The sequence below is a fragment of the Allobosea sp. TND4EK4 genome, assembly GCF_900156025.1.
Lineage (GTDB): Bacteria > Pseudomonadota > Alphaproteobacteria > Rhizobiales > Beijerinckiaceae > Allobosea.
In genome coordinates, this window is sequence record NZ_FTMO01000007.1 from 84,067 (window position 1) to 102,865 (window position 18,799).

21 protein-coding genes and 1 other RNA gene are annotated in these 18,799 nt (G+C 67.9%); 12 read left to right on the forward strand and 10 right to left on the reverse strand.

The window, feature by feature from the left end:
* Positions 1-98 precede the first annotated feature (98 nt).
* The 3 genes from lepA (at position 99) to tam (ending at position 3,660) form a co-directional block, all read left to right on the forward strand.
* The gene (gene lepA / locus BW981_RS13670; RefSeq protein ID WP_076440063.1) at positions 99-1,904 is read left to right on the forward strand and encodes a translation elongation factor 4; all 1,806 of its coding nucleotides are present in this window, start codon (positions 99-101) and stop codon (positions 1,902-1,904) included.
* Between the two features lie 129 nt (positions 1,905-2,033).
* Positions 2,034-2,798, forward strand: coding sequence for an SDR family NAD(P)-dependent oxidoreductase (locus BW981_RS13675; protein WP_076440065.1), 765 nt, complete (start codon positions 2,034-2,036; stop codon positions 2,796-2,798).
* 79 nt (positions 2,799-2,877) lie between these two features.
* Positions 2,878-3,660 carry a trans-aconitate 2-methyltransferase gene (gene tam, locus BW981_RS13680; protein ID WP_076440067.1) on the forward strand — a complete coding sequence of 261 codons (783 nt, stop codon included), beginning with the start codon at positions 2,878-2,880 and terminating at the stop codon, positions 3,658-3,660.
* Here tam and BW981_RS13685 read toward each other — a convergent pair.
* The 3 genes from BW981_RS13685 to BW981_RS13695 are packed head-to-tail and all read right to left on the reverse strand — an operon-like array spanning position 3,657 to position 6,197.
* Positions 3,657-4,421: an ABC transporter ATP-binding protein gene (locus BW981_RS13685; protein ID WP_076440070.1), complete on the reverse strand. Its 765-nt coding sequence runs from the start codon at positions 4,419-4,421 to the stop codon at positions 3,657-3,659. The two genes, tam and BW981_RS13685, sit on opposite strands and share 4 nt — an antisense overlap.
* Positions 4,409-5,161 (reverse strand): ABC transporter permease, encoded by a 753-nt coding sequence (locus BW981_RS13690; protein ID WP_076440072.1) that lies wholly within the window; start codon positions 5,159-5,161, stop codon positions 4,409-4,411. Before BW981_RS13690 ends, BW981_RS13685 begins: the two co-directional genes overlap by 13 nt.
* A 4-nt stretch (positions 5,162-5,165) precedes the next feature.
* Positions 5,166-6,197, reverse strand: coding sequence for an ABC transporter substrate-binding protein (locus BW981_RS13695; RefSeq protein WP_076440074.1), 1,032 nt, complete (start codon positions 6,195-6,197; stop codon positions 5,166-5,168).
* Positions 6,198-6,352: 155 nt separating this feature from the next.
* On the opposite strand from BW981_RS13695, the gene BW981_RS13700 reads away from it, so the two are divergent.
* The 6 genes from BW981_RS13700 to BW981_RS23405 all read left to right on the forward strand — a co-directional run bounded on the left by BW981_RS13700 (position 6,353) and on the right by BW981_RS23405 (position 10,654).
* Positions 6,353-6,820 (forward strand): Lrp/AsnC family transcriptional regulator, encoded by a 468-nt coding sequence (locus BW981_RS13700; protein ID WP_076440076.1) that lies wholly within the window; start codon positions 6,353-6,355, stop codon positions 6,818-6,820.
* Between the two features lie 73 nt (positions 6,821-6,893).
* Positions 6,894-8,180: a phosphopantothenoylcysteine decarboxylase domain-containing protein gene (locus BW981_RS13705; protein ID WP_076440078.1), complete on the forward strand. Its 1,287-nt coding sequence runs from the start codon at positions 6,894-6,896 to the stop codon at positions 8,178-8,180.
* A gap of 3 nt (positions 8,181-8,183) precedes the next feature.
* The gene (dut, locus tag BW981_RS13710) at positions 8,184-8,657 is read left to right on the forward strand and encodes a dUTP diphosphatase (RefSeq protein ID WP_076440080.1); all 474 of its coding nucleotides are present in this window, start codon (positions 8,184-8,186) and stop codon (positions 8,655-8,657) included.
* Positions 8,654-9,100, forward strand: coding sequence for an RrF2 family transcriptional regulator (locus BW981_RS13715; protein WP_076440082.1), 447 nt, complete (start codon positions 8,654-8,656; stop codon positions 9,098-9,100). Before dut ends, BW981_RS13715 begins: the two co-directional genes overlap by 4 nt.
* A 112-nt stretch (positions 9,101-9,212) precedes the next feature.
* Positions 9,213-10,184: a cysteine synthase A gene (gene cysK, locus BW981_RS13720; protein WP_076440084.1), complete on the forward strand. Its 972-nt coding sequence runs from the start codon at positions 9,213-9,215 to the stop codon at positions 10,182-10,184.
* A complete protein-coding gene (locus tag BW981_RS23405) occupies positions 10,181-10,654 on the forward strand; it encodes a hypothetical protein (RefSeq protein WP_083712348.1) in 474 nt (157 codons plus the stop codon). Before cysK ends, BW981_RS23405 begins: the two co-directional genes overlap by 4 nt.
* On the opposite strand, the gene BW981_RS13730 is transcribed toward BW981_RS23405, so the two are convergent.
* From BW981_RS13730 to BW981_RS13740, 3 genes are all read right to left on the reverse strand, one after another.
* Positions 10,638-11,504: a VOC family protein gene (locus BW981_RS13730; protein ID WP_083712349.1), complete on the reverse strand. Its 867-nt coding sequence runs from the start codon at positions 11,502-11,504 to the stop codon at positions 10,638-10,640. The genes BW981_RS23405 and BW981_RS13730 overlap by 17 nt on opposite strands.
* A 122-nt stretch (positions 11,505-11,626) precedes the next feature.
* Entirely contained in the window at positions 11,627-12,862 is a 1,236-nt protein-coding gene (locus BW981_RS13735) for an NAD(P)/FAD-dependent oxidoreductase (RefSeq protein WP_076440088.1), read from the reverse strand.
* On the reverse strand, positions 12,862-13,911 hold the full coding sequence (locus BW981_RS13740) for a YihY/virulence factor BrkB family protein (RefSeq protein ID WP_076440090.1): 1,050 nt from the start codon (positions 13,909-13,911) through the stop codon (positions 12,862-12,864). Before BW981_RS13740 ends, BW981_RS13735 begins: the two co-directional genes overlap by 1 nt.
* Positions 13,912-14,080: 169 nt before the next feature.
* On the opposite strand from BW981_RS13740, the gene BW981_RS13745 reads away from it, so the two are divergent.
* The gene (locus tag BW981_RS13745; RefSeq protein ID WP_076440092.1) at positions 14,081-14,785 is read left to right on the forward strand and encodes an outer membrane protein; all 705 of its coding nucleotides are present in this window, start codon (positions 14,081-14,083) and stop codon (positions 14,783-14,785) included.
* 52 nt (positions 14,786-14,837) lie between these two features.
* Here BW981_RS13745 and recR read toward each other — a convergent pair whose 3' ends face one another.
* The 4 genes from recR to ffs all read right to left on the reverse strand — a co-directional run bounded on the left by recR (position 14,838) and on the right by ffs (position 17,967).
* The gene (recR, locus tag BW981_RS13750) at positions 14,838-15,443 is read right to left on the reverse strand and encodes a recombination mediator RecR (protein ID WP_076440094.1); all 606 of its coding nucleotides are present in this window, start codon (positions 15,441-15,443) and stop codon (positions 14,838-14,840) included.
* Positions 15,444-15,527: 84 nt separating this feature from the next.
* On the reverse strand, positions 15,528-15,848 hold the full coding sequence (locus tag BW981_RS13755; RefSeq protein ID WP_076440096.1) for a YbaB/EbfC family nucleoid-associated protein: 321 nt from the start codon (positions 15,846-15,848) through the stop codon (positions 15,528-15,530).
* A 78-nt stretch (positions 15,849-15,926) separates the two neighbouring features.
* Entirely contained in the window at positions 15,927-17,795 is a 1,869-nt protein-coding gene (locus tag BW981_RS13760) for a DNA polymerase III subunit gamma/tau (RefSeq protein WP_076440097.1), read from the reverse strand.
* A gap of 75 nt (positions 17,796-17,870) precedes the next feature.
* An RNA gene (gene ffs / locus BW981_RS13765) (signal recognition particle sRNA small type) lies at positions 17,871-17,967 on the reverse strand.
* A 230-nt stretch (positions 17,968-18,197) separates the two neighbouring features.
* Between ffs and rpmH the strand changes: the two genes are divergently transcribed.
* The gene (gene rpmH / locus BW981_RS13770; protein ID WP_057189143.1) at positions 18,198-18,332 is read left to right on the forward strand and encodes a 50S ribosomal protein L34; all 135 of its coding nucleotides are present in this window, start codon (positions 18,198-18,200) and stop codon (positions 18,330-18,332) included.
* Positions 18,333-18,386: 54 nt separating this feature from the next.
* Entirely contained in the window at positions 18,387-18,791 is a 405-nt protein-coding gene (rnpA, locus tag BW981_RS13775; RefSeq protein WP_076440099.1) for a ribonuclease P protein component, read from the forward strand.
* Positions 18,792-18,799: the final 8 nt, after the last annotated feature.

Below are 18,799 nucleotides of genomic sequence, written 5' to 3' on the forward strand. Positions count from 1 at the left end.
GAGAATTATTCTTATATCATGGAATCGGCAAGCCCTTGGGACAGGCCGCGCGACGCCAAGCGCTTGGCGTTGGGGAGCTTCACTGCTATGGCGCGCGCATGAGCACCCGCAGCATCGACAATATCCGCAACTTCTCGATCGTCGCCCATATCGACCACGGCAAGTCGACGCTGGCCGACCGGCTGATCCAGCAGACGGGCACGGTCGCGGCCCGCGACATGAGCGAGCAGATCCTCGACTCGATGGATATCGAGAAGGAGCGCGGCATCACCATCAAGGCCCAGACGGTGCGACTGGACTACACGGCCAAGGATGGCAAGTCCTACATCCTGAACCTGATGGACACGCCCGGCCATGTCGACTTCGCCTATGAGGTGTCGCGCTCGCTGGCGGCCTGCGAGGGCTCGCTGCTCGTCGTCGACGCCTCGCAGGGTGTCGAGGCGCAGACGCTGGCGAACGTCTATCAGGCCCTTGACGCCAACCACGAGATCGTCACCGTCCTCAACAAGATCGACCTGCCGGCGGCGGAGCCTGAGCGCATCAAGCAGCAGATCGAGGATGTGATCGGCCTCGACGCCTCGGAGGCGGTGCCGATCTCGGCCAAGACCGGTCTCAACATCGAGGGCGTGCTGGAAGCCATCGTCCAGAAGCTGCCTGCGCCCAAGGGCGACCCCGACGCGCCGTTGAAATGCCTGCTGGTCGATTCCTGGTATGACGCCTATCTCGGCGTCGTCGTGCTGGTGCGCGTCATCGACGGCGTGCTGAAGAAGGGCATGACCATCCGCATGATGCGCGCCAACGCCTCCTACGGCGTCGACCGCGTCGGCGTGTTCAAGCCGAAGATGACCGAGGTGAAGCAGCTCGGGCCGGGCGAGGTCGGCTTCTTCACCGCCTCGATCAAGGAGGTCGCCGATACCGCCGTCGGCGACACGATCACCGACGACAAGAGGCCGATCGCTGAGCCGCTTCCCGGCTTCAAACCGGTGCAGCCGGTGGTGTTCTGCGGCATCTTCCCGGTCGACGCCGCCGATTTCGAGGTGCTGCGCGCCGCCATGTCGCGGCTGCGGCTGAACGATGCGAGCTTCTCCTACGAAATGGAGACCTCCGCCGCGCTCGGCTTCGGCTTCCGCTGCGGCTTCCTCGGCCTGCTGCATCTCGAGATCATCCAGGAGCGGCTCGAGCGCGAATTCAACCTCAACCTGATCTCGACGGCGCCCTCGGTCGTCTATCGTCTCAAGCTGCGCGACGGCACGACGATCGAACTTCACAACCCGGCCGACATGCCGGACGTGATGAAGATCGAATTCATCGAGGAGCCCTGGATCAAGGCGACGATCTTCACGCCCGACGAATATCTCGGCTCGGTGCTGAAGCTCTGCCAGGATCGCCGGGGCATCCAGACGGACCTGTCCTATGTCGGCTCGCGCGCCAAGGTGGTCTACGACCTGCCGCTGAACGAGGTCGTGTTCGATTTCTACGACCGGCTGAAGTCGATCTCGAAGGGCTACGCCTCCTTCGACTACGCCATCACCGATTACCGCGAGGGCGACCTCGTACGCATGTCGGTGCTGGTGAACGCCGAGCCGGTCGATGCGCTCTCCATGCTCGTCCACCGCACGCGGGCGGAATCGCGCGGACGCGCCATGTGCGAGAAGCTCAAGGAGCTGATCCCGCCGCATATGTTCCAGATTCCGGTGCAGGCGGCGATCGGCGGCAAGATCATTGCCCGCGAGACCATCCGCGCCCTGCGCAAGGACGTGACCGCCAAGTGCTATGGCGGCGACGCCACCCGCAAGCGCAAGCTTCTGGACAAGCAGAAGGAAGGCAAGAAGAAGATGCGGCAGTTCGGCAAGGTCGAAATCCCGCAGGAAGCCTTTATCGCCGCCCTCAAGATGGACGACTGAACCGGCTGATCCTCTGTTGTGGAAGGCTGTCATCCCGGACAACGCGCAGCGAAGATCCGGGATGGCCTGTGGCTCGCTGCTTCAGCGTGAGAGCTTGATCCCCGCCACGATCGCGCCGAAGCTCGGCCGATGACGACAGCACGAGCTTTCTTCGACGATCTCCACGGCAAGAGCGCATTGGTGACCGGCGCCTCCGGGGGGCTCGGTCTGCATTTTGCCCGGCTGCTCGCCTCCCATGGCGTCAACGTCACGCTCGCGGCCCGGCGGATCGCAGCGCTGGAGGGGGCCTGCCGCGGGATCGCGGAGGCGGGCGGCGCGGCACAAGCGCTGGGGCTGGACGTGACCGATCCGACCTCGGTGTCGGCGGCTCTGGCGGAGCGGCACTTCGATATCCTGATCAACAATGCCGGCATCAGCGGCGCCGGCCGGGCCGCCGACCTGTCCGAAGCCGATTGGGATGCGGTGATCGACACCAACCTCAAGGGCGTCTTCCTCGTCGCGCAGGCCGCCGCGCGCGGCATGCGGGAGGGCGGCCGCGGCGGCGCGATCGTCAACATCGCCTCGATCCTGGGCGAGCGCGTCGCCGGCGGCGTCAGCGCCTATGCCGCCTCGAAGGCCGGCGTGATCCAGCTCACCAAGGCGCTGGCGCTGGAATGGGCGCGCGATGGTATCCGCGTCAATGCGCTCTGCCCCGGCTATATCGAGACCGACATCAACCGCGACTTCTTCGCGACGGAGCCGGGCCAGCAGCTGGTCCGCCGCATCCCGCAGCGCCGGCTGGGCCGGGCCGAGGAACTCGACGGGGCGCTGCTGCTGCTGGCCTCCAAGGCCGGAAGCTACATCACCGGCACCTCGCTCGCCGTCGATGGCGGGCATCTGGTCTCCTCGCTCTGAGCAGACCGTTCTTGCGGCTTTCGGCGGCGAGGCTTATCGCGACCGCGTAACCGGCCATCGCCGCCGGAGGGAGAGCGCCATGGCCGCCGCACCGGACTGGAACGCCGCGCAATATCTGCGCTTCGAGGACGAGCGGACCCGCCCCTCCATCGATCTGCTCGCGCGCGTGCCACCGAGCGACCCGGAGCGCTGCATCGATCTGGGCTGCGGGCCGGGCAACAGCACCGAGCTGGTGGCCGCGCGCTTCCCGCAGGCGTGGGTCGAGGGGCTGGATTCCTCGCCCGACATGCTGGACAAAGCCCGCAAGCGCCTGCCGCAGCTCACCTTCACGCTCGGCGATGCGGGCCATTGGCTCGCCGAGGATGCCTATGACCTGATCTTCGCGAATGCCGTGCTGCAATGGCTGCCGGACCATGCCGCTCTGATTCCGCAGCTGGTGCGCTCGCTGAAGCCCGGCGGCTGCCTTGCGGTGCAGATGCCGGACAATCTCGGACGGCCCTCGCATGTCGCGATGCGCGAAGTGGCGATGGAGCAGCCCTGGGCGACGAAGCTCGCACCCGCGTTGGCGGCGCGCACCGCGATCGGCTCCTTCGGCGATTACCGGCGCTGGCTGAACAAGGCCGGCTGCCGGGTGGACATCTGGCAGACCACCTATGTCCATGAGCTCGCCGGCCTCGCCGCCATCGCGGACTGGTTCAGGAGCACGGGGCTGAAGCCCTTCCTCGACCGGCTCGACGCGACCGAGCAGGAGGCTTTCCTCGCCCGTTATCTCGCCCGGATCGCGCCGGCCTATCCGGTCGAGAGCGACGGCAAGGTGCTGCTCCCCTTCCCGCGCCTCTTCATCGTCGCAACGAAAGGCTAGATCGCCGCACCATCCGCGACGATGTCTGCGCCCAGCCCCTGACGGACGGCGCGGACGATCTCCGCCTCCGCCGCCGCGCCGCGCCTGCGTGGACGGGCCGCATCGATGCGGTGCTCTGCGATGATCTGGCCGGGCGCGCCCGACAGGATCACGACACGATCGGCGAGGTAGGCGGCCTCGTCGATATCGTGGGTCACGAAAAGCACCGTCTTGCGCGTGCGCTGCCAGACGCGGATCAGCTCGTCCTGCAGGTGCTCGCGCGTCAACGCGTCGAGCGCCGAGAAGGGCTCGTCCATCAGCAGGATCTCGGGCTCGACGGCGAGCGCACGCGCCAGCGAGACGCGCTGGCGCTGCCCGCCGGAAAGCTGATGCGGCCAGCGCTGGGCCAGGCCCCCGAGGCCGACGAGATCGAGCATCTCCTGCGCCTTGGAGAGGCGCTGGCCACGCGAGGTGCGGCCCTCCAGCCCGAAGCCGACATTCGACACCACCTTGCGCCAGGGCAGGAGCCGCGAATCCTGGAAGACCAGCGCGACGGGGCGGCGGGTGCCGTCCCTCGCATGGATCACGACCTCGCCGCCGCTCGGTTTCGCCAGGCCGGCGATGACGCGCAGCAGCGTCGACTTGCCCACTCCCGAGGGGCCGACGATGGCCAGGAACTCGCCCCGCTCGACCGAAAGATCGAGCTGGCGCAGCACCTCGGTTTGCTCGCCGTCGCGGGTGAAGGTCAGCGACAGGCTCTTGATGTCGATCACGCTTTCCATCGCAGCACCCATGTCTGGAAGGCGACGAAGGCCGTGTCGAGCAGGCCGTAGAGCGCCGCCATCGTCAGCATGTAGACCACGACGATATCGGTCGCGAGCAGGCTGGAGGCCTGCATCATGCGCTGGCCGACGCCGGCGACGCCGAAGATCTCGGCAGCAACCACCGCCATCCAGGCCTGACCGAGCGCGGTGCGGAAGCCGACGAGGATGCCTGGCATCGCTGCCGGCAGGAGGATCTTGAACAGCCGGGCCCAGGGCGAGCGGAAGCCGAAGGCATCGGCCACCTCGACAAGATCGCGATCGACACCGCGCACCGCGCCCTGCGCCGCGAAGAAGGAGATCCAGAACACGCCGACCGCGATGATGAACACCGCGGCGCCCGGGGTGACGCCGAACCAGATGATGGCGAAGGGAACCCAGGCGAGACCCGGGATCGGCCGCAGCACCCGCACCACCCAGGCGGTCGCCTCTTCCGCGATCCGCGACATGCCGACGAGCACGCCGAGCGCGATGCCCAGTCCCGCTCCAGCGAACAGCCCGACGAAATAATGCCAGAGCGAGCCCAGAATGGCCGCGAGCCAGGCGCCGGACTGGAGCTCGCGCATGAAGGCCCGGGGCAGCACGCTCGGCGGCGGCAGGAAGGCCGGGTTCACCCAGCCGAAATAAGGCGCCGCCTCCCACAACAGCAGGAAGGCGAGAAGGCCCAGCAGGGCCAGGGCGGGGGCCCGCAGCCGCGCCACGGCCTCAGCCGCCAGCCTTGACGGCGCGCTCGTAATACTGCGTCTCGAACAGGCCGTCGAAAGGCAGTTCCTTGTCGAGCGAGCCGAGCTTGACCTGATAAGCCTGCATGGCACGAGCCGGCTCGATGATCTTGCGCGGGTCGATCTCGAAGACGCTGGCGGGCGAGACCAGCGCCTTGCGGATCAGGCCCGGGTCGACGATGCCCTTGCCGAGCGCGGCGCCGACATGCGGAGCCGCCTTGTCGGGCGCGGATTTGATGAGCGCAGCGGCCTTGACCAGCCCGTCGACGATCGTCTGGACCGCTTGCGGGGTCCTGGTCGCAAAGGCGCCGGAGACTGCGACGACGGTGCCGGGTTGGCCCGGAAACACCTCCTCGCCGGCGGCCACCAGCTTGATCGCGCTGTTGCGGCTCTGGAGGATCGTCAGCGCCGGCTCGCGCACGATGCCGCCATCGACCGCACCGGCGAGGATCGCCTGCTGCGTGGCGTCGATCCCCATCGGCACGATTTCGGCCTCGCTCCTGTCGATCCGGGCGACCTCCCAGAGCCAGTGCTGCAGCGCCGTGTTGGGCACCGAGCCGGCAGGCTGGGTGGCGAGTCGTGCGGCCTTGCCGGTCGCCGCCTTGAACGCCTTGAAGGCAGCCGCCGGCGTGACATTGACGGCAAAGAACTTGGACAGCGACGGGGCAGCGACGACGACGTTCTCGCCGATCGCGGTCGACGCGACAACGCGCACGTCGATGCCCCGCGACCGGGCGACCGCCAGCGGCGCAACGCCGGCGACGTAGACGTCGATCGTGCCGGAGGCGAGCGCCTGGATCATGTTCGGGCCGGATTCGAAAACCGTCACGACAGGCTCGACGCCGCCCTGCTTCAGCCAGCCTTCGCCCTGCGCGACAAAGAACGGCGCCGTGCCGACCACCGGAATATAGCCGATGCGCGCCGCGACGGACGGGCTCTGTGCCCTCGCGGCCCAAGGCGCGAAGGCCACAAGGCCGGTGGCTCCGGTGAGAAAACGGCGGCGATCCATGACCATCACATCCTGTCGAAGCACGAGGCGCCCAAGGGAACCATTGACAGATGGAGAAAAGGATTTTCTATCTGGATGCAAGTAGCGGGCTCCAAAAAGATAATCCTTCTTTCCTGCGCTGCTTCTCCAGAGTCATTTTCTATCTCGGACGGATTTTTCAGATGGATGCCATCGACCGCAAAATTCTGACGGTGCTCCAGGGCGACGCCAACATCTCCATCGCCGAGCTGGCGGACCGTGTCGGTCTCTCGCAGACGCCTTGCTGGAAGCGCATCCAGAAGCTGGAACAGGCCGGAATCATCCTGAAGCGGGTCGCGCTCGTCGCGCCGGAGAAGATCGGTCTCGGGCTCACCGTCTTCGTCCAGATCGAGACTGCGGACCATTCCGGCCCCTGGCTCTCGACCTTCGCCGATACCGTCTCGGCCATGCCGGAGGTGATGGAATTCTACCGCATGGCCGGCGACGTCGACTACATGCTGCGCGTCGTCGTCGCGGACATGGCCGCCTATGATGCGTTCTACAAGAAACTGATCGAAACGATCCCGCTGAAGAACGTCACGTCGCGCTTCGCGATGGAACGGATCAAGGCGACGACGGCCTACAAGGTGCCGGAGATGCCTCGGCCATGAGGACAGGCTGACAGCGCAGCGCCGCTGATGCTAGGGAAAGTCGGTCGCTTGCCGCTTCGCCCGAGGAGCCTCCTTGTCCGCTTCCCGCTCCATCCTGCTGATCATCGGCGGCGGCATCGCCGCCTATAAGTGCCTGGAGCTGGTCCGCCGGCTGAAGGACCGCGGCATCGCCTCGCGCTGCATCCTGACCAGGGCCGGCGAGCAGTTCGTGACGCCGCTCTCGGTCTCGGCGCTGGCCGGGGAGCGCTGCTTCACCGACCTGTTCTCGCTGACGGACGAGGCCGATATCGGGCATATCCAGCTCTCGCGCTCGACCGATCTGGTCGTGGTCGCGCCGGCGACCGCCGACCTCATCGCCAAGATGGCGACAGGGCAGGCCGACGATCTTGCTTCGACCGCACTGCTCGCCACCGACAAGCGCGTGCTGATCGCGCCCGCGATGAACCCGCGCATGTGGCAACACCCTGCGACGCGGCGGAACGTGGCGCAGCTCGAGAAGGACGGCATCCTCGTCGTCGGCCCCAATAGCGGCGCGATGGCCGAGCGCGGCGAGAGCGGGCTCGGCCGCATGGCCGAGCCGATGGAAATCCTGGCTGCGATCGAGCTGGCGCTGGCGGGCGAGAAGCCGGCGGCGCAGCGCGCGATCGGCTTCCTCGGCCGGCTTCCGGGCGGGGATACCCCGCAGAGCGAGCCGGCCGCCGGCGCGCTCGCAGGCCGGCATGTCCTGATCACCTCCGGCCCGACGCATGAGCCGATCGATCCGGTGCGCTATATCGCCAACCGCTCCTCAGGCAAGCAGGGCCATGCCATCGCCGCTGCCGCAGCAGCAGCGGGTGCGCGGGTGACGCTGATCAGCGGGCCGGTGACGCTCGCCGACCCCGAGGGAGTCGAAACCGTGCATGTCGAATCCGCGCGGGAGATGCAGGCCGCGGTGGATGCGGCCCTGCCGGCGGATCTTGCTATCTTCGCCGCTGCGGTCGCCGATTGGCGCGTCGCGGACGCGGCACCCGAGAAGATGAAGAAGGATGGCGGTGCCCTGCCGCCGCTCTCGCTGGTCGAGAACCCGGACATCCTGGCGACGGTGGCGCACCGCAAGGCCGGGAGGCCCGGCCTCGTCGTCGGCTTCGCGGCCGAGACGCAGAACGTCATCGACTATGCCAAGGCCAAGCTGGCCAGGAAGGGCTGCGACCTGATCGTCGCCAATGATGTCGGGGGCACGGGCGTGATGGGCGGCGACGCCAACACCGTCCATCTCGTCGGCGCGTCGGGCGTCGAGACCTGGCCGACCTTGCCGAAGGAGGAGGTGGCTCGCCGCCTCGTCGCGCATCTGGCGGCCCTGCTGCCGCCAAAGGCGGGCTGAGCCGTGACAAGCGTCCCGCTTCAGCGCCTCGCTCACGGCGCCGATCTTCCCTTGCCGGCTTATGAGACGGAAGGGGCGGCCGGGCTGGACCTGCGCGCCGCGCTCGAGGAGCCGGTTGTGCTGGCGGCCGGCGGGCGCATGCTCGTGCCGACCGGGCTAGCCCTGCAATTGCCGGACGGTTTCGAGGGGCAGGTCCGGCCGCGCTCGGGGCTGGCTGTCCGTCATGGCGTCACCGTGCTCAACGCACCGGGCACGATCGATTGCGACTATCGCGGTGAGATCAAGGTACCGCTGATCAACCACGGCCAGGAGCCGTTCCGGATCCAGCGCGGGGACCGCATCGCGCAATTGGTGATCGCGCCGGTCACGCGGGTCAGCCTCGTCGAAGTCCCGCAGCTCGACGCCACGGAGCGGGGCGCGGGCGGCTTCGGCTCGACCGGGATCCAGGACGGCTCGAGCGCGGGAACGTCGCGATGATGCTGCTGTCGCGGCGAAGCCTCCTCGCCATTGCCGCGGTGGTCGATATCGCGCTGCATGCGCGGCCGGCGCCGGTGGCGGCGAAGCTGCTGGCGGGACGGCTCGGCCTGCCGCCGCGCCATCTCGAGACCCTGCTGCAGGCGCTGGTCCATGCCGGCATCCTCAAGGGGGTGCGCGGCCCGCGCGGGGGCTACGAGCTCGCCCGCGAGCGCCGCCGCATCACCGCAGCCGATATCGCCCGCGCGGCGATGGAGGACGCCTCGCAGGATCTCGGCCCCCCGCCGCAATCGGCGCTCGTCGATGCCGTGGTCGCGCCGGAGGTGGCCGCCGCCTCGGCCGCCTTCCTGAAGGTGCTGGCCGGGGTCAATGTCGAGGAGCTCTGCGCGCGGGCGCTCGCCGACCAGATCGGCACACGGCCAGAACAGGATCATTTTACAATTTAGAATGTGATTTATAGATTTGTTCGACAGAACCTGTGAATTGGACTAGCGTTGTCACCGACAAGTCCTTTCGTGAAGGGCAAGCCTTTCGCGAAGCCGCTGAAGGAGTGACTCCATGGCTGACACGCAGACCTCCCGGAAGGCGCCGGGCCGCGGCCGCATCTACAACTCGATCACCGACACGATCGGCGATACCCCGCTGGTCAAGCTCAACCGCCTGCCGGCGGAGCGCGGCGTCCAGGCGACGATCCTCGCCAAGCTCGAATTCTTCAACCCGATCTCCAGCGTCAAGGACCGCATCGGCGTCAACATGATCGACGCGCTGGAGGCTTCGGGCGCGCTGAAGCCCGGCGGCACGCTGATCGAGCCGACATCGGGCAACACCGGCATCGCGCTCGCCTTCGTTGCCGCCGCGCGCGGCTACCGCCTGATCCTGGTGATGCCGGAGACGATGTCGATTGAGCGGCGCAAGATGCTGGCCCTGCTCGGCGCCGAACTCGTGCTGACGCCGGGTCCCGGCGGCATGCGCGGCGCCGTCGCGAAGGCCGAAGAGCTGAAGAGCGAAATCCCGGGCGCGATCATCCCGCAGCAGTTCGAGAATCCGCACAACCCTGAAATCCACCGCAAGACCACGGCGGAGGAGATCTGGAACGACACGCAGGGCAACATCGACATCATCGTCTCGGGCGTCGGCACCGGCGGCACCATCACCGGCATCGGACAGGTGCTGAAGGCCCGCAAGCCTGGGCTCAGGATGGTCGCGGTCGAGCCGGAGGATTCGCCGGTCCTGTCGGGCGGACAGGCCGGACCGCACAAGATCCAGGGCATCGGCGCGGGTTTCGTGCCGGGCGTGCTGGACCGCGGCGTCATCGACGAGGTGGTGACGGTGGGCAACCAGACGGCCTTCGAGACCGCCCGGGCATTGGCCAAGAACGAGGGCATTCCGGCCGGCATCTCGTCTGGCGCGGCGATCGCGGCTGCGCTCGAAGTCGGCGCCAGGCCCGAGAATGCCGGCAAGACGATCGTGGTGATCATCCCCTCCTTTGCGGAGCGCTACATCTCCAGCGCGCTGTTCGACGGTCTGTGAACGAAGCGCCGATCCAGATCGTCCGGCTGAGCGATACGCTGCCGGACGATTTCGAGGGGCTGTGCAGCGAAGCGCGCGCCGAGGCCTATCGCTTCGTCGAGAGCCTGCGCGAGGAATGGCTGGCGGGCCACTATGCTGCCGGCGACGATCGTTTCGCCGTCTTCGCCGCCTTCATCGACGGTGAACTGGCGGGTGTCGGCGCGCTGACGCCCGACCCCTACGATCCAGAACCCGACCTGCTGCGGGTGCGCCGTCTATATCCGGCCTTTGCACCGCGCGGCCGGAGCCGGGCGGGCGCTCGCCTGCGCCCTGATCCAGCAGGGGCTCGCCTTGGCGCCGCGCCTGTCTTTGCGGGCAAGCGACGACCGTGCGGCACGCTTCTGGGAAGCGGCGGGGTTCCTGCCCGCCACGAACGGCACGCGCCGCTCGCATCTGCTGGCGCGCTGACACCCGTCAGCGAACGAGAGTGATCCGGTTGTTCCAGGGATCGGCGATGGTCGGCACACCATCGGCCACGCTTCCGCCTGCCGCCACGATGCGCTCCTTCATCGCCTCGAAATCGGCAGCGTCGCGGGCGACGATCTGGAAGCTGTCCAGGCCCGCCTCGCCCGGTCCGCGCGCCCCGGCGCCGCGGCTTCCCCAGATATTGCCGGCGATGTGGTGGTGATAGCCGCCGCTGGCGAGGAAGCTCGCACCCGGATAATGCACCATCACGTCGAAGCCGATGAGGCCGTGGTAGAAGGCTTCGGCCGCAGCGGTGTCACCGACGCGCAGATGGATATGGCCCATCGCGGTACCGGCCGGCATCCCGGCATAGGGGCCGCTCTGCGCCTCCCTCAGAAGCTTGTCGAGGTCGAGCCCCTCGGTCGCCATGGCGATGCCGCCATCGGGACGGCGCGGCCATTCGGCGCGGCGGCGGTCCCGGTAGATCTCGATGCCGTTTCCTTCGGGGTCGGAAAGGTACAAAGCCTCGCTGACGAGGTGATCGGAGGCGCCTTCGAGCCGGATCCCGGTCCCCGCCGCATGTTGCAGCCAATTCGCCAGCGCCTGCCGCGAGGGCAGGAGGATCGCCAGGTGGAACAGTCCTGTCGCGGCAGTTGGCCGCCCGGCGCCGGGCAAAAGGCGGACCAGCACCGTGCTGCCGACGCCAAGCTCGGCAGCCTGCGGGTCTGAACGAAGGACCGACAGGCCGATGGCGTCGCGGTAAAAGGCCGTAAGCCCGGCGAGGTCGCGGACGCGCAGCGTCACGGCGCCGATATGATAGGGCGCCTGATGCGCTTCCAGGACGGCGGGCGTGTCCCTCTCTGCAGTTGCGAGCATGGCTGTCATCCTTTCGCGGGCGGGGCTTACGGCCGCCGCAGCCAAAAGATGGCGTGCCGGGGCACGCTTGTCGCCTCCTCAGGTGGAAAGGGCGACATTGCAGATCTGCAACCGCTCGGCCGTCAGCCGGGCTTCGGCCGGTCGATCGCGAAATGCCGGAACCAGCTCTCCTCCCGACCGTCGATCAGAGCGCCGAGGATGCGCGAGGCGAGGAAGCTGAAGGTGATGCCGTTGCCGCCATAGCCATAAGCCGCAAGCAGCCGCGGGTGGCCCGGGACGCGCCCGATCAGCGGCAGCCCATCCCCGGTCTGGCCAAAGGCGCCCGACCAGCTATAGCCGAGATCAAGCTTTGCCTTTGGCAGCAGGGCATGCAGGCGGCCCATCAGCGCCGCGGTCTTCTCGGCACCCAGCGCCTCGCGCTGGTCCGGATCGTCGATCTCCTCATCCTCGCCGCCGAAGACGATGCGACCGTCCGTCGTCGTGCGGCAGTAGATGTAGTCTTCCGAGGCCTCCCAGACCAAAGCCGGACCAGGCCACAGCGCCTGCGGCGATTGGGGAACCGTCGCGATCGCCCAGCTCGACGCGACACGGTGGAGATCGTCGTTCACACAACCGGGCATCACGTAGCCTGTCGCGAGCACGATCGCGTCGGCCTCGATGACGCGGCCGCTTTTCAGGGTGACGGCGGCGGCCTTGCCCGAACCGTCGAAGCTCACCGCCTCCTCGCGCAACAGGCGCGCGCCGCGCCTGGCCGCCATCGCAACCAGGCCATGGCAGAGGCTCAAGGGGTCCGCCTCAGCGGAGCCAGGAGAGATGATGGCGGCAGCCCGGTCGAAGCCGAACCCGTTCATCAGCTGGGCATGTTCGACGAAATCCCCCGGCAGACCGGCCCGGCGGCGGGCCTCGCATTCGGCCAGCAGCTCGCGGGGTCCGACATCGCCAGCAGACAGGTAGATCGTCTGGCGCGGCGAGAACCCGCAGGGGATCGCGAGCTCGGATACCAGCTCGCCCAGCGATGCCACCGCCTTGCAGCTCAGCCGGTACACCTCCGCGGCATTCTCGAAGCCGTAGAGCGCGGCCAATTGAGAAAGCCGGAGGTCGATCTCCCATTGCAGCATGGCGGTCGAGGCCGCCGTGCTGCCGAAGCCTTCGCGCTCGCGGTCGATCAGAGCGACATCCTTGCCCATCGCGGTCAGGTGCTCGGCCATCAGCGCGCCGGTAATCCCGGCCCCCACGACCACGACGTCGCAACGCGTATCGGCCTCCAGCCTCCCTCCGGGCGGGCGCGGAATCCCGGGCAGCCAGGGCCCCTGCCCCTTGCGCAGGTCGTCGTGACGCGTCGTCTGGGGATCCAGCATCAATCGGCTTTCGCGGGCCCGATCTGGTCGGCCATGGTGGCGCCGCGCTTGCCGAGCGGCTTGGGGCGGCCCGTGGTGGTGTCGTGAGCCGTCTGGTGCTCGAGCTCGGCATTCAGCTCGGCGCCCGCGAGCACGATCGTCGCGGAAATCCAGAGCCATGTCATGAAGACGACGATCGTCGCCAGCGAGCCATAGGCCGCGGTGTAGTTGCCGAGCGTGCTGACATACCAGGAGAAGACATAGGAGGCGCCCGCCCAAAGCAGGGCCGCGACGATGGCGCCCGGCATGACCCAGACGAAGCGCATGCGTTCGCGGCTTGGACCGATCCAGTAGAGAGAGGCGATCGACAGCGTGCCGAGGAGCAGAAAGGTGGGCCAGCGAACCAGCCGGATCAGCCTTTCCACCTCCGAGTGGAACGGAAACAGCGCGGTCACGAGCGGCAAGCTGGCGATGACGATCAGGGCCGTCGTGACAAGAAGGATCGCGCCCACAGTGGTGACAAGGGACACCAGATTCAGCTTGATCAGGCTGCGTTTCTCGGTTTCGCGGTAGATGATGTTGAGCGCGTCGAACATCGCCTTCATCGCTGCATTCGACGACCAGGTCGCGACGAGGAAGCTGACGAGGAAGGTCAGCGACAGGCTGGCTCCCGACTGGCTCGACAGCCGGATCGCCTGCTCATGGATCAGGTCTCGCGCGGCCTGCGGGAACATGGTGGTCACGCCGTCCAACTGCTCGGCGATCGTCACCGGATCGGTGAAATAGCGATAGATCGTCACCAGCAGCGAGAGCGCCGGCACCAGCGACAGGAGGGTGAAGAACGCGACCGCTCCGGCGAGCGAGGTCAGGCGGTTGTCGATGACATTGCCGATGAAGCGCAGCAGAACGTCCTTCCAGCCGAGCCAGGGCATCTGCCAGGGCGTTCGTGCCAGTCGGCCGCGGCGCGTGGCGCTCTTCTTGCCGCCCATGCGGCTGGAGACCATCCCCGAAAGATAGCCAAGCGCGACGCCAATGCCGGCCGCACCCGTGATCCGTTTCAGGTAGGCCATGAACGCTGGTGTCTCCATTGCCGCGCAAGCTTGCGGGCAACAAGGCGTGACCGCAATTGTTCCTTTTTCGGGCGGGGCTCGGGGCGGCTTAGGCGATTGTTAACCTTAATGCTTCGTTATCGGGGCTAGGCCGCGAGGCTCAAGGCGGCGTGTCGCACGAGCGAGTTCAATGACCAAGTTGATCAAAGCCGGCCTGAGCGGCCTCGCCATGCTGTGGGCGGGAGCGGGAGCAGCCGCCGACCTCCGCAGCGTGGCGCTGCCACCCGCTCCGGCGCTGCCGAGCTTTTATTCCTGGACCGGCGTCTATGCCGGCGTCCAGGGCGGCTATTCCTGGGGCAGCAACCGGGTCCGCATCGGCGCCCCGACCGGCCCCTACGCGCCGATGAGCTTCCGCGTCGACGACGATTCGGCCTTCGGCGGAGCGCATGCCGGCTTCAACTACCAGATGGGCAGCGTCGTGCTGGGGCTCGAGGGCGACATCGAGGCCGTCAACAGCCGCAGCCGCTTCGACGGCGTCGCGCTGGCCGGCCGCGTCTCGCAGGATTGGCAGGGCGCGGCACGTGGCCGGCTCGGCTATGCCTTCGACCGGCTGATGGTCTATGCGGCCGGCGGCGCCTCCTTCACCGAGTATGAGCGGCGCCTCTTCAGCACCGGCGGCGGGTTCGGCGAGCGGCTGACCAGTGCGCGGACTGGGTGGAACCTCGGCGCCGGCGTCAATTTCGCCTTCACCGACCATCTCATCCTCGGCGCGGAGTACCGCTACACCGATTTCGGCCGCAACCGCTTCGCCTCGTCGGGCCCCTTCCCCGGCCTCACCGGCGACCAGGAGCTGACGACGCACAGCGCGCGGGCGAGCGTGGCCTACAAGTTCTGACCAAAGACGCCATCCGTCATTGCGAACAGCGCAATGACGGATGGCGTGCCGCTCAAAACCCCGTGCGCTGGCGGATCGCTGCCGCCAAAGTTCCATCGTCGAGATAGTCGAGCTCTCCGCCGACCGGGACGCCATGGGCGAGCTTCGTCACCTTGACCGGCAGGTGACCGAGCAGATCCGTGATGAAATGGGCCGTCGTCTGGCCGTCCACCGTGGCGCTGAGCGCCAGGATGACCTCCTTCACCGCCGGCGCCGAGGCCCGCGCCACCAGCGCGTCGAGCGAGAGATGCTCGGGACGGACGCCATCGAGCGCCGAGAGCACACCGCCCAGAACATGATACCGGCCGGAGACCGCACCAGAGCGCTCCAGCGCCCAGAGGTCTGAGATGTCTGCGACGACGACGATCACCCCGTCGTCGCGGCGTGGATCGGTGCAGAGGCCGCAAGGGTCTGTCGTATCGACATTGCCGCAGCTCGAGCAGACGACGATGCGCTCGCGCGCGATGCTCATCGCCTCCGAGAGCGGGGCGAGCAGCTGCTCGCGCTTCTTCACCAGATGCAGGGCGGCACGCCGGGCCGAGCGCGGCCCGAGCCCCGGCAGTTTGGCCAGGAGCTGGATCAGGCGCTCGATCTCGGGGCCGGCAATGGCGCGGGACATGGTCTTATCCGCGAATGGCGAATGACGAATGGCGAAAGCCAGCCCGCTGCACCCGCCATCCGCCATTCACCATTCGCCTGACCTTCAAAACAGCTTCATGCCGGGCGGGATCGGCAGGCCCTTGGTGATCTCGCCCATGCGGTCCTGCATCACGCGCTCGGAGCGGGTGCGGGCGTCGGTGCAGGCGGCGACGATCAGGTCTTCGAGAATCTCGCGCTCGTCCGGCACCATCAGGCTGGGGTCGATCCTGATGGCCTTGAGCGCGCCCTTGGCCGTCATCGTCACCGTGACCATGCCGCCTCCGGCCGCGCCCTCCACCTCGACGGTGTCGAGCTCGGCCTGAAGATCGGCCATCTTCTGCTGCATCTGCTGCGCCTGCTTCATCAGGCCCATCATGTCGCGCATGGTTTCACATCTCCTGGAGCATTTTCGAGCGAAGGGGATATTGGTTCGCGTGAAGAAAATGCGACAAAATAATCCGCCTCAGAAATCGATGCCGTCGAAATCCGGCTCTGAATCGTCGAACAGGGGTTCGTCGCCATCCGGCAGGTAGTCCGGGCCGGAGGCTGCGGCGGCTGCATTCTCCGCAGCCTCGACAGCCCGCGGATCGCGGACATCGACGATGCGCGCGCCCGGGAAACGCTCCAGCACGGCCTTGACCGCGGGGTGGGCTGCCGCGTCGCTCTCGCGCCGGCCCTTGGCCGCGGCGACCTGCTCGCGCAGGGTCGCCCCGCCCTCGGCATTGACGACCGCCACCATCCAGGTCTGGCCGGTCCAGTCCTTCAACTTGCGGGACAGATCCTGCGCCAGCGTGCGCGAGGCGCCCTCCCCCAGCGAAAACTCGATACGGCCCGGCTCGAAGCGCACGGGACGGACGTCGCGCTCCAGCGCGACCTTCAAGCCGATCTCACGGTGCTGCGAGGCGAGCGCCACCACATCCTCCAGCGAGGCGACGATCGCCTGCGGCGCCGTGACGGCGCGAGGAGCTGCAACGGGCATGGGATTGGCGCTGGCAAGGATCGGGCGCGCCGCAAGCGCCGTATTGCCACCGCCGGACGGCGGACGCGGCATGCCGCCTCCTTGCCCGCCTCCTTGCCCGCCGGAGCCCGAGCCCATGCCATCGCGGAGCATCCTCAAGGCTTCGTCCGGCGTCGGCAGATCGGCGGCGTGGGCGAGGCGCACCAGCACCATCTCCGCGGCCATCACCGGCCGGTCGGCCTGCTTCACCTCGGCGATGCCCTTGAGCAGCATCTGCCAGGTGCGGGCGAGCACACGGACCGAGAGGCGCTGGGCGAAATCGCCGCCGCGCACGCGCTCGGCCTGGGCGAGCGTCGCGTCCTTCACCGCGTCCGGCACCAGCTTCAGCCGGGTGACCAGGTGGCTGAACTCGGCGAGGTCGGTCAGCACCACCACCGGATCGGCGCCGGCATCGTATTGCGCGCGCAACTCGCCGAGCGCGGCAGCGACATCGCCCTTCATCACCGATTCGAACAGGTCAATGACGCGGGCCCGGTCGGCGAGGCCGAGCATGGAGCGGATGTCGTCGAGCGTGATGCGGCCGGCGGCATGCGCGATCGCCTGGTCGAGGATCGAGAGGGAATCGCGCACCGAACCCTCGGCCGCGCGAGCGACCGCCGCGAGAGCCTCCGCCTCGGCATCGACGCCCTCGGTGCCGCAGATGCCGGAGAGGTGGTTCACCAGCACGTCGGATTCGACACGGCGCAAATCGAAGCGCTGGCAGCGCGACAGCACGGTGATCGGCACCTTGCGGATCTCGGTGGTCGCGAAAATGAACTTGGCGTGGGCCGGCGGCTCTTCCAGCGTCTTCAGCAGTGCGTTGAAGGCCGCCGTCGACATCATGTGCACTTCGTCGATGATGTAGACCTTGTAGCGCCCCGAGACCGGTGCGTACTGGATGCCCTCGATCAGCTGGCGGACATTCTCCACGCCGTTGTTGGAGGCGGCATCGAGTTCCATCACGTCGATATGCCGGCCCTCGATGATGTCGCGGCAATGGATGCCGAAATCGCGCAGATCGGTGGTCGGCGCGCCGCCGCCATCGGCCGTCTGGTAGTTGAGCGCACGGGCGAGGATGCGGGCGGTGGTGGTCTTTCCGACGCCGCGCACGCCGGTCAGCATCCAGGCCTGCGGGATGCGCCCCGCCGCGAAGGCGTTGGTGAGGGTGCGCACCATCGCATCCTGGCCGATCAGGTCGCCGAAATGCGCCGGGCGATACTTGCGGGCGAGAACGCGATAGGGCGCGGAGGCCGCGGCCGGCACCGGCACGGGCGGCGGGTCGAAGCCGGCGAAACCCGGCTCGTCTGCGGTTGCGGCTTCGAACGTGTCGCTCATGGAAACGGTTTCGCCAATCGGGCGGCGAGGGTCAATGCCGCCTCGGGCCCCGAGCCCGTCGAAGCATGCGGCGACGGTGGGAGGCTGGACGAAGACCCGTTCGGTCTCGTTAGGGCTGCTTCCTTCCGGACCTGACCCGGTTGGCGAGTGAGACGTCCCTCGCCAACCTCCCGGGCGCTATATCGGGGATGTCGGAGCGAAGTGCAAGCCGGCTCCGCAAAGGGCCGCGAAGCTTCGCCGCAGGCGCGGTTTCGGCATTGACTTGGTACCGCCGATCCGCCATAAGCCCGCGACTTGCGCAGCCTCCGGGCAGCGCGGAACCTTATTACATGACCGGTTCGGGCCGCTGCGCTACCTTCAGGGGCCGCGAGCGCCGCGCCGCCAAGTCCCCGGAGACGGACGATGAAGAGAACCTATCAACCCAGCAAGCTGGTTCGCAAGCGCCGCCACGGCTACCGTGCCCGCATGGCGACGACCGGCGGCCGCAAGGTCATCGCCGCCCGCCGCGCGCACGGCCGCAAGCGCCTCTCGGCCTGACGCCGATCGGCGCGTGAGCAGAACGCGCCCGTTCCGGAAGACAGGCCAATCGCCATGCGCCTCGCCCGTCTGACGCAACGCAAGGAATTTCTGGCGGCGGCCGATCACGGCCGCCGCTTTCGTTCGTCCACCTTCCTGGTGCAGGTGCGCGATGCCGCGCCCGATGAAGAGCGGGGCGGACTGAAGCTCGGTCTGACCGCCTCGCGCAAAACCGGCAACGCCGTCAAGCGCAACCGCATTCGCCGCCGCCTGCGGGCCGCCGCGGAGCAGGCGCTGCGCGACCAGGCCGATCGGCGCTGCGACGTCGTGATCGTCGCGCGCGCCGAGACGATCGGCGCCGACTTCCGGAGCCTCGTCGCCGATCTTTCGGTTGCCATCGACCGGGCGAGGCCGCAAAAGCCCCGCACCGACAGGCGTGCGTCCAAGCCGCCCCACGCGCCCCAGCCTTCATCCGTCTGACCCAGCCG

Excerpts from the sequence above, each read along its gene's own strand:
- BW981_RS13740 (WP_076440090.1), bottom strand. The coding sequence starts at position 13,911 with ATGGCCTACCTGAAACGGATCACGGGTGCGGCCGGCATTGGCGTCGCG.
- BW981_RS13715 (WP_076440082.1), top strand. The coding sequence starts at position 8,654 with ATGATGCTGCTGTCGCGGCGAAGCCTCCTCGCCATTGCCGCGGTGGTC.
- BW981_RS13760 (WP_076440097.1), bottom strand. The coding sequence starts at position 17,795 with ATGAGCGACACGTTCGAAGCCGCAACCGCAGACGAGCCGGGTTTCGCC.
- BW981_RS13735 (WP_076440088.1), bottom strand. The coding sequence starts at position 12,862 with ATGCTGGATCCCCAGACGACGCGTCACGACGACCTGCGCAAGGGGCAG.
- BW981_RS13700 (WP_076440076.1), top strand. The coding sequence starts at position 6,353 with ATGGATGCCATCGACCGCAAAATTCTGACGGTGCTCCAGGGCGACGCC.
- BW981_RS13685 (WP_076440070.1), bottom strand. The coding sequence starts at position 4,421 with ATGGAAAGCGTGATCGACATCAAGAGCCTGTCGCTGACCTTCACCCGC.
- BW981_RS13695 (WP_076440074.1), bottom strand. The coding sequence starts at position 6,197 with ATGGTCATGGATCGCCGCCGTTTTCTCACCGGAGCCACCGGCCTTGTG.
- BW981_RS13675 (WP_076440065.1), top strand. The coding sequence starts at position 2,034 with ATGACGACAGCACGAGCTTTCTTCGACGATCTCCACGGCAAGAGCGCA.
- recR (WP_076440094.1), bottom strand. The coding sequence starts at position 15,443 with ATGTCCCGCGCCATTGCCGGCCCCGAGATCGAGCGCCTGATCCAGCTC.
- BW981_RS13755 (WP_076440096.1), bottom strand. The coding sequence starts at position 15,848 with ATGCGCGACATGATGGGCCTGATGAAGCAGGCGCAGCAGATGCAGCAG.
- rpmH (WP_057189143.1), top strand. The coding sequence starts at position 18,198 with ATGAAGAGAACCTATCAACCCAGCAAGCTGGTTCGCAAGCGCCGCCAC.
- tam (WP_076440067.1), top strand. The coding sequence starts at position 2,878 with ATGGCCGCCGCACCGGACTGGAACGCCGCGCAATATCTGCGCTTCGAG.
- rnpA (WP_076440099.1), top strand. The coding sequence starts at position 18,387 with ATGCGCCTCGCCCGTCTGACGCAACGCAAGGAATTTCTGGCGGCGGCC.
- BW981_RS13730 (WP_083712349.1), bottom strand. The coding sequence starts at position 11,504 with ATGCTCGCAACTGCAGAGAGGGACACGCCCGCCGTCCTGGAAGCGCAT.
- lepA (WP_076440063.1), top strand. The coding sequence starts at position 99 with ATGAGCACCCGCAGCATCGACAATATCCGCAACTTCTCGATCGTCGCC.
- BW981_RS13745 (WP_076440092.1), top strand. The coding sequence starts at position 14,081 with ATGACCAAGTTGATCAAAGCCGGCCTGAGCGGCCTCGCCATGCTGTGG.
- cysK (WP_076440084.1), top strand. The coding sequence starts at position 9,213 with ATGGCTGACACGCAGACCTCCCGGAAGGCGCCGGGCCGCGGCCGCATC.